The organism is Mycobacteroides franklinii, assembly GCF_001853795.1.
Taxonomy (GTDB): Bacteria; Actinomycetota; Actinomycetes; order Mycobacteriales; family Mycobacteriaceae; genus Mycobacterium; species Mycobacterium franklinii.
The window spans coordinates 356,183-371,081 of sequence record NZ_MLIK01000024.1; the positions used below are offsets into that span (position 1 = coordinate 356,183).

The 14,899-nt window shown below is 64.6% G+C and carries 15 protein-coding genes; 8 read left to right on the forward strand and 7 right to left on the reverse strand.

Translation table 11 applies throughout. From position 1 onward, the window contains the following. The first annotated feature begins 6 nt into the window (after positions 1-6). From bioB to BKG76_RS21150, 3 genes are read left to right on the forward strand one after another with little or no spacing between them, the layout of a single operon-like run. Entirely contained in the window at positions 7-1,035 is a 1,029-nt protein-coding gene (gene bioB, locus BKG76_RS21140; protein WP_109420938.1) for a biotin synthase BioB, read from the forward strand. Continuing rightward, complete coding sequence (gene bsaP, locus BKG76_RS21145; protein WP_070910254.1) at positions 1,032-1,283, forward strand: biotin synthase auxiliary protein BsaP; 252 nt, start codon at positions 1,032-1,034, stop codon at positions 1,281-1,283. The genes bioB and bsaP overlap by 4 nt, the downstream gene beginning before the upstream one ends. Then, on the forward strand, positions 1,280-1,978 hold the full coding sequence (locus BKG76_RS21150) for a DUF2567 domain-containing protein (protein WP_070939658.1): 699 nt from the start codon (positions 1,280-1,282) through the stop codon (positions 1,976-1,978). The genes bsaP and BKG76_RS21150 overlap by 4 nt, the downstream gene beginning before the upstream one ends. Here the strand turns inward: BKG76_RS21150 and BKG76_RS21155 are convergent. Beyond that, positions 1,962-3,458 carry a malate:quinone oxidoreductase gene (locus BKG76_RS21155; RefSeq protein ID WP_236737616.1) on the reverse strand — a complete coding sequence of 499 codons (1,497 nt, stop codon included), beginning with the start codon at positions 3,456-3,458 and terminating at the stop codon, positions 1,962-1,964. The genes BKG76_RS21150 and BKG76_RS21155 overlap by 17 nt on opposite strands. 66 nt (positions 3,459-3,524) lie before the next feature. Here BKG76_RS21155 and BKG76_RS21160 point away from each other — a divergent pair, with 66 nt between their 5' ends. Continuing rightward, positions 3,525-4,445, forward strand: a complete 921-nt coding sequence (locus BKG76_RS21160) for a LysR family transcriptional regulator (RefSeq protein WP_070939660.1) — start codon at positions 3,525-3,527, stop codon at positions 4,443-4,445. Here the strand turns inward: BKG76_RS21160 and BKG76_RS21165 are convergent. Next, the gene (locus tag BKG76_RS21165; RefSeq protein ID WP_070939661.1) at positions 4,442-6,148 is read right to left on the reverse strand and encodes a hypothetical protein; all 1,707 of its coding nucleotides are present in this window, start codon (positions 6,146-6,148) and stop codon (positions 4,442-4,444) included. The two genes, BKG76_RS21160 and BKG76_RS21165, sit on opposite strands and share 4 nt — an antisense overlap. Positions 6,149-6,307: 159 nt before the next feature. After that, positions 6,308-7,531 carry an FAD-dependent monooxygenase gene (locus tag BKG76_RS21170; RefSeq protein ID WP_070939662.1) on the reverse strand — a complete coding sequence of 408 codons (1,224 nt, stop codon included), beginning with the start codon at positions 7,529-7,531 and terminating at the stop codon, positions 6,308-6,310. An 80-nt stretch (positions 7,532-7,611) separates the two neighbouring features. Between BKG76_RS21170 and BKG76_RS21175 the strand changes: the two genes are divergently transcribed. Then, a complete protein-coding gene (locus BKG76_RS21175) occupies positions 7,612-8,148 on the forward strand; it encodes a TetR/AcrR family transcriptional regulator (RefSeq protein ID WP_070939663.1) in 537 nt (178 codons plus the stop codon). Positions 8,149-8,154: 6 nt separating this feature from the next. Here BKG76_RS21175 and BKG76_RS21180 read toward each other — a convergent pair whose 3' ends face one another. Both BKG76_RS21180 and BKG76_RS21185 read right to left on the reverse strand, forming a co-directional pair. Continuing rightward, complete coding sequence (locus BKG76_RS21180) at positions 8,155-9,477, reverse strand: lipase family protein (RefSeq protein ID WP_070939664.1); 1,323 nt, start codon at positions 9,475-9,477, stop codon at positions 8,155-8,157. Between the two features lie 64 nt (positions 9,478-9,541). Further along, on the reverse strand, positions 9,542-10,237 hold the full coding sequence (locus BKG76_RS21185; protein WP_070940041.1) for an NUDIX hydrolase: 696 nt from the start codon (positions 10,235-10,237) through the stop codon (positions 9,542-9,544). Between the two features lie 82 nt (positions 10,238-10,319). Here BKG76_RS21185 and nadA point away from each other — a divergent pair, with 82 nt between their 5' ends. From nadA to nadC, 3 genes are read left to right on the forward strand one after another with little or no spacing between them, the layout of a single operon-like run. Continuing rightward, the gene (gene nadA / locus BKG76_RS21190) at positions 10,320-11,348 is read left to right on the forward strand and encodes a quinolinate synthase NadA (RefSeq protein ID WP_070939665.1); all 1,029 of its coding nucleotides are present in this window, start codon (positions 10,320-10,322) and stop codon (positions 11,346-11,348) included. Further along, the gene (locus BKG76_RS21195; protein ID WP_070939666.1) at positions 11,345-12,916 is read left to right on the forward strand and encodes an L-aspartate oxidase; all 1,572 of its coding nucleotides are present in this window, start codon (positions 11,345-11,347) and stop codon (positions 12,914-12,916) included. The genes nadA and BKG76_RS21195 overlap by 4 nt, the downstream gene beginning before the upstream one ends. Continuing rightward, the gene (nadC, locus tag BKG76_RS21200; RefSeq protein WP_070939667.1) at positions 12,910-13,776 is read left to right on the forward strand and encodes a carboxylating nicotinate-nucleotide diphosphorylase; all 867 of its coding nucleotides are present in this window, start codon (positions 12,910-12,912) and stop codon (positions 13,774-13,776) included. Before BKG76_RS21195 ends, nadC begins: the two co-directional genes overlap by 7 nt. A 1-nt stretch (position 13,777) precedes the next feature. On the opposite strand, the gene BKG76_RS21205 is transcribed toward nadC, so the two are convergent. Together BKG76_RS21205 and BKG76_RS21210 are read right to left on the reverse strand one after the other, a co-directional pair. Beyond that, positions 13,778-14,434: a nitroreductase gene (locus BKG76_RS21205; RefSeq protein WP_070939668.1), complete on the reverse strand. Its 657-nt coding sequence runs from the start codon at positions 14,432-14,434 to the stop codon at positions 13,778-13,780. A gap of 4 nt (positions 14,435-14,438) precedes the next feature. Then, positions 14,439-14,813 (reverse strand): nitroreductase family deazaflavin-dependent oxidoreductase, encoded by a 375-nt coding sequence (locus BKG76_RS21210; protein WP_070939669.1) that lies wholly within the window; start codon positions 14,811-14,813, stop codon positions 14,439-14,441. Positions 14,814-14,899 lie beyond the last annotated feature (86 nt).

Consider the following 14,899-nt stretch of genomic DNA (forward strand, 5'->3'; position numbering starts at 1 on the left):
CGCCGCGTGACTGAGACAGCTGAGCTGACAGCCGCGACTGACGCCGATGTATTGGCCGTCGCCCGCGAGCAGGTTTTGGAACAGGGCGTGGGCCTGACGCAAGAGCAAGTGCTACGGGTCTTGCAGCTGCCTGATGATCGCCTGGAGGAGCTGCTTGCGCTCGCTCATGAGGTGCGGATGCGTTGGTGTGGCCCGGAGGTCGAGGTCGAGGGCATCATCAGCCTCAAGACCGGTGGCTGCCCCGAGGACTGCCACTTCTGTTCGCAGTCGGGTCTGTTCGCCTCCCCGGTGCGCAGCGCGTGGCTCGACATCCCGAGTTTGGTGGAAGCCGCCAAGCAGACCGCGAAGTCCGGTGCCACCGAGTTCTGCATCGTGGCGGCCGTCCGTGGCCCCGACGAGCGGCTGCTCGCGCAGGTTGCCGCCGGTATCGAGGCGATCCGCAACGAGGTCGACATCCAGATTGCCTGCTCGCTGGGCATGCTGACGCAGGAACAGGTCGACCGTTTGTCGGCGATGGGTGTGCACCGGTACAACCACAACCTGGAAACCGCCAAGTCCCACTTCCCGAACGTGGTCACCACGCACAGCTGGGAGGAGCGCTGGGACACCCTCAGGATGGTCCGCGAAGCGGGCATGGAGGTGTGCTGCGGCGGCATCCTCGGCATGGGGGAAACCCTGGAGCAGCGCGCGGAATTCGCGGCGAACCTGGCCGAGTTGGAGCCCGACGAGGTTCCGCTGAACTTCCTGAACCCACGGCCCGGAACGCCCTTCGGCGATCTCGAGGTGCTGCCGGCCTCGGACGCGTTGCGCGCGGTGGCGGCATTCCGGCTCGCGTTGCCGCGCACCATGCTGCGTTTCGCCGGTGGCCGCGAGATCACCCTCGGTGACCTCGGCGCCAAGCAGGGCATCCTGGGCGGCATCAACGCCGTCATCGTTGGCAACTACCTGACCACGCTGGGCCGCCCGGCCGAGGCAGACCTGGAACTGCTCGATGATCTACAGATGCCGATCAAGGCTCTGAACAGCAGCCTGTGACCAATAGTCTGTACCTCATGGGTACCGAACCGGTGGCTGCCGGTAAGTACAACGTGTACACCGGGATCGAAATCGATGGTGGCGCTGCCGGTTCGGCGCTTCCGACGGCCGCTCAGCTGGGGCTGGAGCCGCCGCGGTTCTGCGCGGCCTGTGGGCGGCGGATGATCGTGCAGGTGCGTCCGGATGGTTGGCACGCGAAGTGTTCGCGCCACGGCGAGGTGGACTCCAAGCAGCTCGAGCAGCGATGAGCGCGAGCGAAGAGCCGGTGGTTCCGATGAGCGCGAGCGAAGAGCCGTTGGTTGCCGTGAACCAACCTGGCGCGCCGCGGTTTTCACATGCTCGCGCGGCAGTAGTCGTCTTCGGCACGTTGGCCGCGGCCGGCGTGCTGGTGGGGGCGCTCTGGAGCGTCATAGCACCGGGTGTGCATGGCGCCATCGCCGACACCCGGGACAACGGCCGGGTGTTTGTGCACTTGGGTAATCAGGCCGATAACTTCTTCATCGGCACCACCATGCTCATGGGTATGGCCGCGGTGGTCGCCGTGATCGCATCCGCGGCAGCCTGGCAGTGGCGGGCTCATCGCGGCCCCGTCATGGCGGGTGCGCTCACCCTGGGCGCCTTGGCGTGCTCGGCGGTAGCGGCGGGAGTCGGTGCCGTGTTGGTCCGGTTGCGTTACGGCGCATTGGATATCGCGGGTGCTCAGCTCGACGAGGGGCACCGGATCAAGTATGTCGTCCAGGCTCCGGCGGTGTTCTACGGTCACACGGAGGCTCAGATCGCCGTCTCGCTGGCGCTGGCTCCCTGCCTGGCCGCGATGGTTTATATGTTCTGTGTAGTTGCCTGCGCCCGTGACGACCTCGATGCCTGGCCGCCCGCGCCGACACCCGTCTACCGGGCGCCCGTGGCGGCACCGCCGGTCGAAGGCGCTAACTCGACGGCGTAGATCCGTCGAGCCGCAGCGAGTATGCGGTGGTACGTGCCGAGTTGATGACTGACGCGGCGTCCCAGGTGATATCTCCGGCGCCGGGTATGGCATCGGTGATCGTCTTCTGCCAGGTGGCGTGCCATTGTTCGGGAAAGCAGCGCCGGAGCGCGTCGATCATGATCGGCACCGCGGTGGACGCCCCGGGGGACGCGCCCAGTAGTCCGGCGATGGTGCGATCGGCGCTGACGACGAGCTCGGTGCCTTGTTGGAGCACACCCACCCGTCGCGGATCGGGCGTAATGAGTTGTGCGCGTTGACCTGCCGGGATAAGTTCCCAATCAGCGGTCTTGGCATGGGGGTAATACCGCCGCAGCTGCCGGACTTGTTGTCGTGGACCCGCGATGAGCTGTGTGATCAGATATCTGATCAGGGTGAGGTTCTGGACGAGTGCGGCCGCGATCACATGCACGTTGTGCCAGCGCACCGTGGTGAAAAAGTCGACCCACCGGCCCTGCTTGAGTAGCTTGGTGCTGAATGTCGCATATGGCCCGAACATGAGATACGGCCGTCCGCGGACCAGGCGTTTGTCGAGATGCGGCACCGACATCGGTGGCGCGCCGACAGGGGCTTGCCCGTACACCTTGGTTGTATGTTGCGCCGCGACGGCGGCATCCGCGCACCGCAGGAACGCCGCGCCGACGGGCAGGACAGCATATCCGCGGACCTCGGGAAGATGCGCGTGCTGCAGGATTCGCAGGGCGTGGCCGCCGGCGCCCACGAACACCTTGTGTGCGCGTATCGCGAACTCTCCATCGGGGTTTCGACCGCTCAGTAGCCACGAGCCATCGCGGTTCTGGCTGAGCGCCCGAACTTCGTGACCCAGCCACACCTGCCCGCCGCGATCGGTGACGATGCGCGTCAGTGCCTCGGTGAGCGCACCGAAATCGATGTCGGTTCCGTCGGGGTGCAGGGTCGCGGCGATGGGTTCAGCGGGTTCTCGGCCGCGCATCACCAAGGGCGCCCACCGCTCGATGATGGCGGGGTCATCCGTGTACCGCATTCCGGTGAACATCGGCTCGGCTGAGAGGGTTTCAAACCGCCGTCGTAGGTAGTCCACGTCGTGGCGCCCGAAGACCACGTCCATATGCGCCGCGGCGTGAATGAACGCTTCGGGCTGCAGCAGCCCCCTGCCGGCGAGGTAAGACCACCATTGACGACTCATGTGGAACTGCCGAGCGATGGTCGCAGCCTTCTCGCCGTTCGAGGGATCCGGCATGTAGTTGAGCTCGCAGAATCCGGTGTGCCCGGTGCCGGCATTGTTCCAGGGTCCGCTACTTTCCGTGGCCAGCTCGCTAGCCTTCTCCAGCACGATGATTCGCCACTCGGGCGCCAGTACAGACAGCATCGAGCCCAGCGTCGCGGACATGATTCCGCCGCCAATCAGCACAACATCGGCCTCGGTGGGGGACGTGTCGGACGCGCTCCGGTTTCTGCCCATACCGTTCACGATCCGTCCCCGCCAATCATTCCGTCCAATGAATGATTGGAGCAGTATCATCCGATAATGGATCGATGGACATCGCAGCTGGCTCCGCAGCTGCGGGCCTTGGTGGAGCTGGCCGCCCACGACGGGCACATGACGCAGGCTGCGCTCGCGTTGGACATTCCGCAGTCATCAATGAGCCGGCGGATTCACGCGTTGCAGACGGCGCTGGGCGTGCCGCTGCTCATTCACGACGGGAGGACCGTGCGCCTTACCCCGGAGGCACACCGGCTCGCGGCCCGTGCGCGTGAGCCGCTGGCCGAACTCGACCACACACTTGCCGAGCTCACCGGGGACGCGGATCCGGAACACGGCACCGTCCGCTTCGGATTTCCTCTCACGATGGGTTCGGGTCACATCCCCGATCTTCTTGCCGCATTTCGGTACCGGCACTCAGGTATTCGTGTGCTCCTCAAGCAGGCACATGGCACCGAACTCGGTGCCCAGTTACTGAGCGGGCACCTTGACCTTGCCGTCGTGATTCCGGCACCAGAACGGTTGCACCACAGCGTGATAGGCACCCAATATATTCACATCGCGGTGCCTGCGGATCACCGATTGGCAGGCGCCGCGCAGCTGCGGCTCGACGATTTGTCCGGCGAGACATTCATCGCCAACCCGCCCAGTTACAACCTGCGCCAGCTCACCGAGATGTGGTGCCGTGAAGCCGGATACATCCCCAACATCGCCATCGAAGTTACCGAGTTCAGCACCATCCGCGAACTCATCAGTCGCGGGCTTGGCATTGCGCTCTTGCCGCATGACGACCGCACCCCACCGGGTATACGCGAAATACCACTGGCGGGAGGCGGCTATCACCGTTCCATCGCCCTGGCCTGGGGCACCGCGACCCGCGCGGCACCGACCAGGTGCCTGAACGACTTTTTACTCCAACACTTCTCGCCGGCTGCCGTCAACAGCGTGGTTAGTGGCGACGCCTAGTCGTGGCCGCCGCCGTGCGACGTGGAGCCTTCTCCACCGGATTTAGATGAGCTGCTCGCGGATCCTGGGGACTTGCTCGAATCGTGCGTGGAGGCGCTGGTTGGCGATTTCGTCCCGGAAGTCTTGGACTCGGGCTTTGTCTTGGCGTCCGTCGTCTTGGGATTGGTCGCCTTGGTGTCGGTGGTCTTGGCATCCGGCGTCGCACTATCAGGTTTGACGGAATCGGAGGCCTTGGAATCCGAAGTCTTGGAATCGGAAACCTTGGAGTCCGACGTCTTGGAGGCTGAGGTGGATGGCCCGGACTGTCCCGATGTCGACTGTGAGACAGGGCCACGGACTATTCCTTGAGCGCTGATGGCGCCATGCTCGGTTGTGCTGACGGTGGGAATCTTCGGCTTGACCGTCTTGTCCGGCTTGTCGGTCGGCGCCGCGTCGGCGGATGACTTGGGATCCTTCGCCGAATCCTTCAGGGTAACGGTGTCTTTCGCTGGCTTGGTGCCCTTTGTTCCATCGCCGGAAATCCCGTCGGCACCGGTAGCGACCGCCGGTGTGGTGACGTCCTTGGGGGATTCTTTGGTGCCTTCGACGGTGGTTTCCTTGCCATCTGTTTTGGTGCCATCCGTCTTGGCCGTGTCGCCCGTCTTCTTGTCCTTGTCGCCGGTGGGCGCCTTGCCTTCGGTGGATACCTTCGAGTCTTTGGCTTCCGTGGTGTCCTTGACGGTGTCCTTGACGCCGACGGCGGCACTTGCGTCGGTCGCCTTGCCGTCTTCCTTCGGGGTCTCCTTGGTCGTATCCTTGCTCGATTCCGCGGTGGTTTGCGCTGCGGTGCCGGCTTTTTCGAGGGTCGTCAGTTTCGGGTCAGTCTTCGTCAGACCCAGCGCCTCGGAAAAATGCGCCTCGGCATCCTTGAAGGCCTTGGTGAACGGCGCCAATGCCTCGGCCGGTAGTGTGCCGTCGGCGTTCGGCGTCGCCTGAAGGGCCAAGCCCGGCAAGGGCGGCAGTGGCGGTAGCAGGTAACGCACCTCAGCCCAGGCGAAGTTGATCACGGAATTCACGATGTCACCGCCGAATCGCCCGAACGAGTTCACGATGTTGGAAAAGCTGGGGTCGTTGATGATCGGGTCGACGAGGTTGTAGACAAAGCTGTTGGCAATGGGCCGAACGAGATTGTCATAGACGATACCGATCTGGGCGCTCACCAGGCCGCCGATCACGGGGACGAACCCGGCGCCCCATTGGGCGAGGTTGACCCCGTAGTCGACCCAGTATTGAACGAATTGGTAGGCCTGGTCGATGCCATTGGTGATGGAGTTCGCGACGGCGGGTCCTGCGGCTGCCGAGGCGGATGCGCCGGACCGCGGCGGGACACCCACGGGCGCGGGGGACTGCACTGCGGCGACGCCTGGCTGCACCGACGGGGCGAACTGGGTGATCGACGCGAGCCGGGGTGGGCTCGTCGGCGCGTTGGCGGCCTCGGGCGCAACCGGTGCCAGTGGGAGTTTCAACGCGGTCAGGGGACTGACTGGGGCGTTGGCGGCTTGCGGCGTGAGGGTGAATGCGCTCAGACGTACCGAGGCCGACCGGATATCGGGTAGTGAGATTGCTTGCCGCGTGGGCGGAGTCACCGTGGGTGCGACCACCAAAGTGGTTGCGGTGATAGCGGCCAGACCCGCCTTGAACAAGGGATTGGCGGTCCGGTCCATCTCACTCCTATGTGTTCTGTTGTGACGACCCGGACGTCAGCCTACGTGGTGTGCTGCCCATACACGGCCCCCACGGTGAAGGAGTGTCGCACAGCAACGTGGCAACTAATGTCTCCAATGATGTTCTGGCTCTTGTTGATCCGTACTCTGGCTAACGTGCTATTGACCGGCTACGTGCTGGTAGTCACGGATGGTGAAGGTGTCGTGGATATTCAATCGGCGCGCCGCCACGAGCCGGGACAGCGTGTGCGCCAGTGGTGATGGCAAATGCTGCAGGATTCGTGCACCGTGAACCAGAGCCACAAGGCCCAGACGGCTCTTGGGCACCAGGGTGCCGGATGCGGTGAGGGCCAGCTGTCGACTGCGGTGCACGTAGTCACGCAGTGCTGCTTCGTATGCGAGGTAGCCGCGGGTGTGATCCCCTCCGGCCGCCGCGATTTCCCCGGCGAGCACGTACGCCCCGACCACGGCAATGCTGGTACTTCCTCCTACGGCCGGGCCCGGGCAGTACCCCGCGTCGCCGACGAGGGTGATGCGGCCCTTGGACCAGGTGTCCATGCGCAGTTGCGTGATGGAGTCCATGTAGAAGGCGTCCGTGGTGTCGAGCTCGGCGAGCATCCGCGGTACCTCCCAACCGAAGTCCGCATAGAGGTGTTTGAGGATCTGCTTCTGCCGGTCTACATCGCGGTGGTGATAGTCGAGCGGTTCTGGCGTGCGGAAGAGAAAGAACGCCCGTGCGTCCTGAAGTTGCTTGGCGCTGTAGATACCCGCCAACCGGTCGACGCGCGGGAACATCAACGCGCGATCGTCGAGATCGAGATAGTTCGGTATGGACGCGACGGCGAGATACTCGCCGAGCCAATGCGAATAACCCGACTCGGGACCGAATACCAGGCTGCGAACGTTCGAGTGCAGCCCATCGGCGCCGATGACAAGATCGAATCGACGATCGGGGGCCTTGTCGAAGGAGACGTGTACGCCGGTGGGCTCTTCGGTGAGTGCTGTGATGGAATCGCCGAAGATGTATTCAGCGGTGGGTGAGCTGGCGTCGTAAAGGATTTCGCTGAGATCGTCCCGCATGATCTCGATATGGCGCTGCGACACGGCGGAGGTGATCAGTGCCTCCGGCAGCTCGACCAGTCCACGTTTACCCTCGCGCTGAATGGAGATGATGTCGGTGCCGGCCTCGTGTGCTTCGATGCGTTCCAGGACGCCCATCTTCTCGACGATGTCCATCGCGGGCTTGAATAGGTCTACGGCATGTCCGCCCGACTTCCGTGGACTGGGCGCGCGCTCGACCACGGTGACGTCAAAACCGTAGCGTGCCAGCCAAAATGCCAGGGTAGGGCCTGCGACGCTTGCACCGGAGATGAGAACCCTCATGCCAACTCCTTACTTAACGATCGGTAAGTACATCGAGCATACTGCTTACCTATCGGAAAGTCAGGGGCTAATATCGGGATATGGTTCCCGAGGCGAGCGCCGTAACAAACACCAGGGAGCGCATCCAGGTGGTGGCGCGCGACCTGTTCGCCGAACATGGACTACGCAACACCAGCCTGCAGGACATCGCGGCCCGGCTGAAGATCACCAAACCAGCTCTCTACTATCACTTCTCGTCGCGTGATGATCTAGTCCGCAGCATCGTCCAGCCGATGGTGGATGATCTCGAAGCGTTTTTGTCCACGAGCAACGCGGGGGATACGCGTCAACTACTTGAGGACTACTTCGACGTGCTGTGGGCCCATCGGGTTGTCATGGGCATCATCGTGCGCGATTTGGCCACGTTGGGGCAGCTCGAGCTGGGCGAGTGGCTGATGGAATGGCGCCGCAAGCTGATCGGGCTGTTGGTAGGCAGTAAACCTTCTGGGGTGCAGATGATCCGGGCCACGGTAGCCCTCGGCGGATTGTCGGATTGCACCATCGAGTACGCGGACCGTTCGTATCGGCAGGTCAAGAAGGCCGCGGTGGACGCGGCGATCGCGGCACTGAACAGCTGAGTCGGGTTAGAGAGAACGTCCGCCGATCACCTTGGCGCTGATCCAGCCGAGTTTGAGCAGGCCGAAGTAGGTCGAGGGTTGGAATGCCAGCGGCCAGCTCGTGCGGCGTGATCCGGTCGGGAGCGCTTCGCCCTGGAACCGGGCGCTGAGCCACTCCATCGACATGGGCGCGGACATCGGGTGCAGCAGTATATGCTCGTTGAGCAGGTCGCGGTGATACGCCACATTGGCACCGCCGCCGCGGTAGGTGTCGGCGAGTTCGTCGATGCACGACGTGGAGATGATCTCGTCGTGGACGGCCTGAATGATCAACATCGGCGGGGTGGGAATCGTCTTGCCGAGCTTGATGCTGTCGAAGACGTGCTGCACCTCGGGTGTCTCCAGGAGCTGATCGAGCGGCTGGTCCACCAAATCGTCCATGTCCTTGAAGGCCATGGCGATGATGGCACGGAAGGTCGGCATGTCCTCGAGCCGTCCCAGGACCTCCTTGCCCTTGGGGGTCGCGTGCTCCTCGATCACGCGCTCAAGGCCGGGATACACATGGGACAGGGCGGCGACGACCAGGGCGGGTAGCGCGGCGAACAGTCCACCGTTGAGACGACGGAAGGTATGGCCCAGATCGCCTACGGGAGATCCGAGTACCGCGCCGGCGATCTCGAGCTCGGGCGCGTAATCGGCGCTGACCTCTGCCGCCCACGCGGTCGCAAGCCCTCCGCCGGAGTAGCCCCACAGGCCGATGGGTGCCCGCCGGGACAGTCCAAGCCGGTCGCAGTTGAGGGCGGCGCGAAGTCCGTCCAGGGTGCGATAGCCCGGCTCCTCCGGCGCGCCCCAGATGCCGTCGACACCCTCGTGATCCGGAATGGAGACGGCCCAGCCCTTGGCAAGCAGCGCGGCGATGAGCAGCAGTTCGAACTGGGCGAAGCAGCCGAGCGCATGCGCGCCGCGCCGCAGTGCATACGAGGGAAAACAGCGGTCGGTGACGGCATCGATGGCGCACTGGTACGAGACGATCGGCACCGGCGTCGCCGGGTCGCTCTGCGCGGGCGTGAGAACTGTGGTCACCGCGGCGTCCGGGCGCTGGTTGAGGTCATTACTGCGGTAGAGCAGCTGGGTGGCGGTGAATCGCTGGGGGATGCGGCCGAGGAACGCCATCTCGACGTCGCGGCTGCGTAGCACCGTGCCCGGCGCGGCGTGCTCGAATCCGAGAGGGGGCAGGTAGAACGGGTCCTCTGTGGGCAGCAACGAGCGTGCGCCGCGCTCGATCTCCTGGTGAGGTGCTTCGCCGATCCACTTGACGTCACCGGATACAGCCAGGTCGTGGGGTGCCATGCCTGCGCTCCCTTCAAGGTCCCACGCATTCATACCCTAAGAAGACTCTAAGAGGCTAGTCGGGTCAGCCGGGAGGTCGGAGCGCGGCAAACTCATCGGTGACCCGATACCGATCATCGGTGAATCGGTACAGGGCGCCGGGGCGGCCGCCGCTGCGGCCCGATCGCGCGGTGGTTCCGGTTGGGGTGAGCACTCCACGTCGGACCAGCACGCGCTGCAGGTTGGTGGCGTCGACCGGGTATCCGAGGGTGGCGTAGTAGATGTCGCGCAGCGTCGAGAGCGTGAATTGCTGTGGCGCCAAGGCGAATCCGATGTTTGTGTAGGACATCTTGGCCGCCAGCCGGGTGTGTGCGTGCGCGACCATGACGTGATGGTCGAAGGCCATTGCGGGCAGATTGCTCACACGGTGCCACTGGGTGTCGGCGGGGAGTTCGGGTGTGGCGGGGAAGGGTACGAGCCCGAGGAACGTCGAGGCGATCGTGCGAGGGCCGGGCACGCGGTTCGGCTCCGAAAACACTGCTAGCTGTTCGAGGTGTGCCAGCTCACGCACGTCCACCTTCTCGGCGAGCTGCCGCCGGATGGACGAGGGGAGATCTTCGTCGGTGCGCACTCGGCCACCGGGCAGGGCCCAGGCGCCGCGGTGCGGTTCAAGCCCGCGTTGCCACAGCAGCACCGCGAGCTCGGGCACCTGACTGGCGCCAAAGTGACGTACTTGGAACACCACGGCTAACACTTCATGTTCGGTGCTAGTATGGATCATGTTTTCGATCATAAGTCGAAAACCTCGGTCGTCCAAGCCCAGGCTGGCGGCGGACCGAGACCCGAGGCGCGAGGAGGCGGCAATGACCGCAGCTGACGTAGTACTTGACGGCGTGATTGACGGCCCCGGTGGATACACCGGGGTGGAGGGCGATGCCCGCTGGGCCGAAATGGTGCGCCGGCTTGCCGACCAGCGCGGCGCCACGCTGCTCGCGCACAATTACCAGCTTCCAGCGATCCAAGACGTGGCCGACCATGTCGGCGACTCACTGGCGCTGTCCCGAATCGCCGCCGAGGCGCCCGAAGACACGATCGTGTTCTGCGGGGTGCATTTCATGGCGGAAACGGCCAAGATCCTCAGCCCGGAGAAGACGGTGCTCATCCCGGACCAGCGGGCCGGATGCTCGCTCGCCGACTCCATCACCGCCGAGCAGTTACGGGACTGGAAGGCCGAGTTCCCCGACGCTGTCGTCGTCTCCTATGTCAACACCACGGCCGCCGTGAAGGCGCTGACCGACATCTGCTGCACCTCCTCCAATGCCGTCGATGTCGTTGCGTCGATCGACCCGGACCGCGAGGTGCTGTTCTGCCCGGACCAGTTCCTCGGCGCGCACGTCAAACGGGTGACGGGTCGACAGAACCTGCAGATCTGGGCGGGTGAGTGCCACGTGCACGCCGGTATCAACGGCGACGAACTCGCCGGACAGGCACGTTCGCACCCGGATGCCGAGCTGTTTGTGCACCCCGAATGCGGTTGCGCCACATCGGCTCTGTACCTCGCAGGCGAGGGGGCAGTGCCCGACGATCGGGTGAAGATCCTCTCGACGGGCGGAATGCTCGACGCGGCTCGCGCAACGAGTGCGCGAGAAGTACTGGTGGCCACCGAGGTTGGCATGCTGCACCAGCTGCGCAAGGCCGCCCCCGAGGTGAATTTCCTGGCGGTCAACGACAGGGCCTCGTGCACCTACATGAAGATGATCACCCCGGCGGCACTGCTGCGCTGCCTGGTTGAGGGTCGCGATGAGGTGAATGTCGATCTGGACACCGCACGCCTGGCGCGGCGCAGTGTCCAGCGGATGATCGAGATCGGGCAACCCGGCGGCGGAGAATGACGCCACCGGCGAGGACCACCTGGAGTGCTGATGCAGATGTGGTCGTCGTCGGTGCGGGTGTAGCCGGACTGGCGGCCGCGCTGGCAGCACACCGCCGCGGCCGAAAGGTCCTGGTACTGAGCAAGATCGGTGCGACCGCCACGCATTTCGCGCAGGGCGGCATCGCAGTGGTCCTGCCGGATTCGGAAGATTCCGTCGAAGCGCACGTTCGGGACACATTGACCGCCGGGGCGGGCCTGTGTGACGACGAGGCGGTGCGCTCGATCGTTTCCGATGGCTACCGGGCCGTGCGCGATTTGGTGGCAGATGGCGCGCGATTCGATGAATCACACTCGGGGCAATGGGCATTGACGCGCGAAGGTGGGCACAGCACCCGCCGGATCATTCATGCCGGCGGCGATGCGACGGGCGCGGAAGTGCAGCGGGCGCTCGATCACGCCGCGGCGACGCTGGACATTCGCCGTAGCCATGTGGTGTACGACATCCTCATCGGACCGGGCGGCGTGGGTGGCGTTGTCGTCGGAAACGGCGACGGCCTCGGCGTGATCAACGCAGGTGCGGTAGTGCTTGCCACCGGCGGTCTGGGACATCTGTATTCGGCCACCACCAACCCCGAGGGCTCGAGCGGCGACGGCATTGCGCTCGCGTTGCGCGCGGGTGTTCCCGTAGCCGATATCGAGTTCATCCAGTTTCACCCGACCATGTTGCATACCCCGCACGGCACCGGATGTCGGCCACTGATCAGCGAGGCGGTCCGTGGTGAGGGCGCCATTTTAGTTGATGCGCACGGGGATTCGGTTACCGCAGGAGTGCATCCGCTGGGCGACTTGGCGCCGCGCGATGTGGTGGCCGGGGCAATCGCCCGGCGGCTGCGCGAGTCCGGAGATCAATGTGTCTATCTCGATGCACGCACCATCGACAATTTCGCCGGCCGTTTCCCCACCATCACCGCCGCCTGCGCGACGGCGGGGGTCGATCCGTCGGTCCAACTGATTCCGGTGGTGCCCGGCGCCCACTACAGCTGCGGCGGCGTTGTTACCGACCCACACGGCCAGACCGAGGTGACGGGATTGTTCGCCGCGGGCGAGGTGGCGCGTACCGGGATGCATGGTGCAAACCGCCTGGCTTCCAACAGTTTGTTGGAAGGACTGGTTGTTGGCAGGCGTGCGGGGGAGGCGGCGGCACAGGTGACCGACCGGGCTGTCGTGGTCGAGGAGAGCGATCGCAGGCACCCCCGAATGGACCGTCGGCGGCTTCAAGCGGCGATGACACAGTGGGCCTCGGTGCTCCGCGACGCCGACGGACTCGGCATGTTGGATGCCGAATTGCGTTCGGGCACTACGGTGGCGGCCGACTCGGAGCAGGCGACACCACGTGAGGTCGAGGACGCGGCGCTTACCCTCACTGCCCAGGCCGTGGTCGCCGCGGCGACGGCACGCACAGAATCTCGGGGCTGCCATGCCCGCTCGGACTGGCCCGGAACCGATCCGCTGTTCGCCGTCAGCCTTCCGGTGCGCCGCGACACCGATGGCTGCGAAGTTGCGCTATCGTCGGGGGTGCCATGTTGACCGGAAATCTCACGGAAATCGAACTCGCCGAGGCACGTTCGGTGGTAGAGCGTGCTCTTGCCGAGGACCTGTGTTATGGGCCGGACATCACGAGTCAGGCGACGGTGCCCGCAGATGCCGAATGCACCGCATCGATGGTGACCCGATCCGGTGGGGTCATCGCCGGAGTCGATATCGCCCTCATCGTGCTCGATCAGGTTGTGGGCGCGGGGAAATACCGGGTGGAAAATCGTCTCACCGATGGCGCACGGGTCGGCACAGGAACATCGCTGCTCACCGTCACCGCGCCGACCCGTGCTCTGCTGACCGCGGAGCGCACCATGCTCAATCTCGTATGCCATCTCTCGGGTATCGCCACCACCACCGCCGCCTGGGTGGACGCGGTCGACGGTACGAACGTGCAGATCCGTGACACCCGCAAAACCCTTCCAGGACTGCGTCTTCTGCAGAAATACGCTGTCCGCGCCGGAGGCGGGGTCAACCATCGACTCGGCCTCGGAGACGCCGCACTCATCAAGGACAATCATGTGGTGGCCGCGGGCTCGGTGGTGGCCGCGTTGCGGGCGGTCCGCGCGATAGCGCCGGATATCGAATGCGAGGTCGAGGTCGACTCGCTGGAACAACTCGACGAGGTCATGGCCGAGGGCGCCGAGCTCGTGCTGCTCGACAACTTCCCGGTCTGGCAGACCCAGGTGGCGGTGCAGCGGCGCGATGCGCGTGCGCCTCAGCTCAAGCTGGAGTCCTCCGGTGGGCTATCGCTGGAAACCGCTGCCGCATACGCCAAGACGGGTGTCGACTACTTTGCGGTTGGGGCGTTGACCCACTCGGCGCGGGTGCTCGACATCGGTTTGGATATGTAGCTCACTCCAAGAACGTCACGTTCTCGGAGACGGGATTGCGCGGAGAGCGCACCGAATTCACCGGCGCCGACGGATCCCGGTAGCCGATGGCGACCGCACACACCAGGTCCATCTGATCGGAGAACCCGACGACTGGTCGTACCACTTCGGGAAACATGGCGGGTGCCACCTGCATACAGGTATCGACTCCGCGTGCATAGAGCGCCAGAGCAAGCGTCTGCAGGTACATGCCGACGCCGGCGGCATCCGCGGTGCCGAGTCTGCCGTCGAGCCCGACTATCGCCGCGGTGGGCGCATCGAAGAAATCGAAGTTGCGCAAGGTGGCCCGGAAGCGGGCATCGGAGTCGTATCGCTCGATGCCCATCGAGCCGTACACCTGGCTACCCAGCGCACGCCGTTGTGCCTGGAACTCTTCGGGTAGGTCGATACGGGACAGACCGTGTTCCTTTACGTACGACGTCAGCTCGGCCGCCAACCTGTCCCGGGTACCGCCCGCGACGATGGCCACCCGCCAAGGCTGAATATTCGAGTTCGACGGAGCGTGCTGGGCCGACTCCAACGCGGCCAGAAGGATCTCGCGCGGAACCGGGGTCGGCAAGAACGCGCGTACCGCCGATCGCCCCCGGACCAGACGATCGAAGTCGGGGGGATCGGACACCGGATTACTCCGCGATGTCGGCCACGAAGACGCCTGCGCGCTTGTTCACCTGGCGGGTGGACCGTGTCAGCGCGGGGTCTCCCTGACCCTGCTCCACGATGCGCGGGTTGACCACGTGGATTTGCTTACCACCGAACAGTCTGATGTCGGCGCCGCCGGCCGCGATCACGTTCTTGGTCCAGTTGGTCTTGCCGTGGATCAACCCAATAGAGACCGCATTGCCTTTGCGGAAAGCGTTTACCGTGGTCTCGTACTTGGCGCCAGAGGTGCGGCCGTAGTGCGTGACGGTGGCGAATGAAGGAAGAAAACGCGCGATGGGAGCCACGAGGGGATTGATGAACCTGATCTGCGCTCGCTCAAGCCACTCGGGCAAGAGCATGGGTACGCCGGGCTGGTTGTTTGCTGACATCGATGTTCCGATCGTTGTGGGTCGTGGCGGGAGTCCTGCGGATGAGTCTAGTTAGA

Coding starts and splice junctions, on each gene's coding strand:
- BKG76_RS21160 (WP_070939660.1), top strand. CDS start 3,525: ATGGATCGATGGACATCGCAGCTGGCTCCGCAGCTGCGGGCCTTGGTG.
- BKG76_RS21180 (WP_070939664.1), bottom strand. CDS start 9,477: ATGGCACCCCACGACCTGGCTGTATCCGGTGACGTCAAGTGGATCGGC.
- BKG76_RS21150 (WP_070939658.1), top strand. CDS start 1,280: ATGAGCGCGAGCGAAGAGCCGGTGGTTCCGATGAGCGCGAGCGAAGAG.
- BKG76_RS21165 (WP_070939661.1), bottom strand. CDS start 6,148: ATGGACCGGACCGCCAATCCCTTGTTCAAGGCGGGTCTGGCCGCTATC.
- BKG76_RS21175 (WP_070939663.1), top strand. CDS start 7,612: ATGGTTCCCGAGGCGAGCGCCGTAACAAACACCAGGGAGCGCATCCAG.
- BKG76_RS21210 (WP_070939669.1), bottom strand. CDS start 14,813: ATGCTCTTGCCCGAGTGGCTTGAGCGAGCGCAGATCAGGTTCATCAAT.
- BKG76_RS21185 (WP_070940041.1), bottom strand. CDS start 10,237: ATGATCCATACTAGCACCGAACATGAAGTGTTAGCCGTGGTGTTCCAA.
- BKG76_RS21155 (WP_236737616.1), bottom strand. CDS start 3,458: ATGGGCAGAAACCGGAGCGCGTCCGACACGTCCCCCACCGAGGCCGAT.
- BKG76_RS21195 (WP_070939666.1), top strand. CDS start 11,345: ATGACGCCACCGGCGAGGACCACCTGGAGTGCTGATGCAGATGTGGTC.
- nadC (WP_070939667.1), top strand. CDS start 12,910: ATGTTGACCGGAAATCTCACGGAAATCGAACTCGCCGAGGCACGTTCG.
- nadA (WP_070939665.1), top strand. CDS start 10,320: ATGACCGCAGCTGACGTAGTACTTGACGGCGTGATTGACGGCCCCGGT.
- BKG76_RS21170 (WP_070939662.1), bottom strand. CDS start 7,531: ATGAGGGTTCTCATCTCCGGTGCAAGCGTCGCAGGCCCTACCCTGGCA.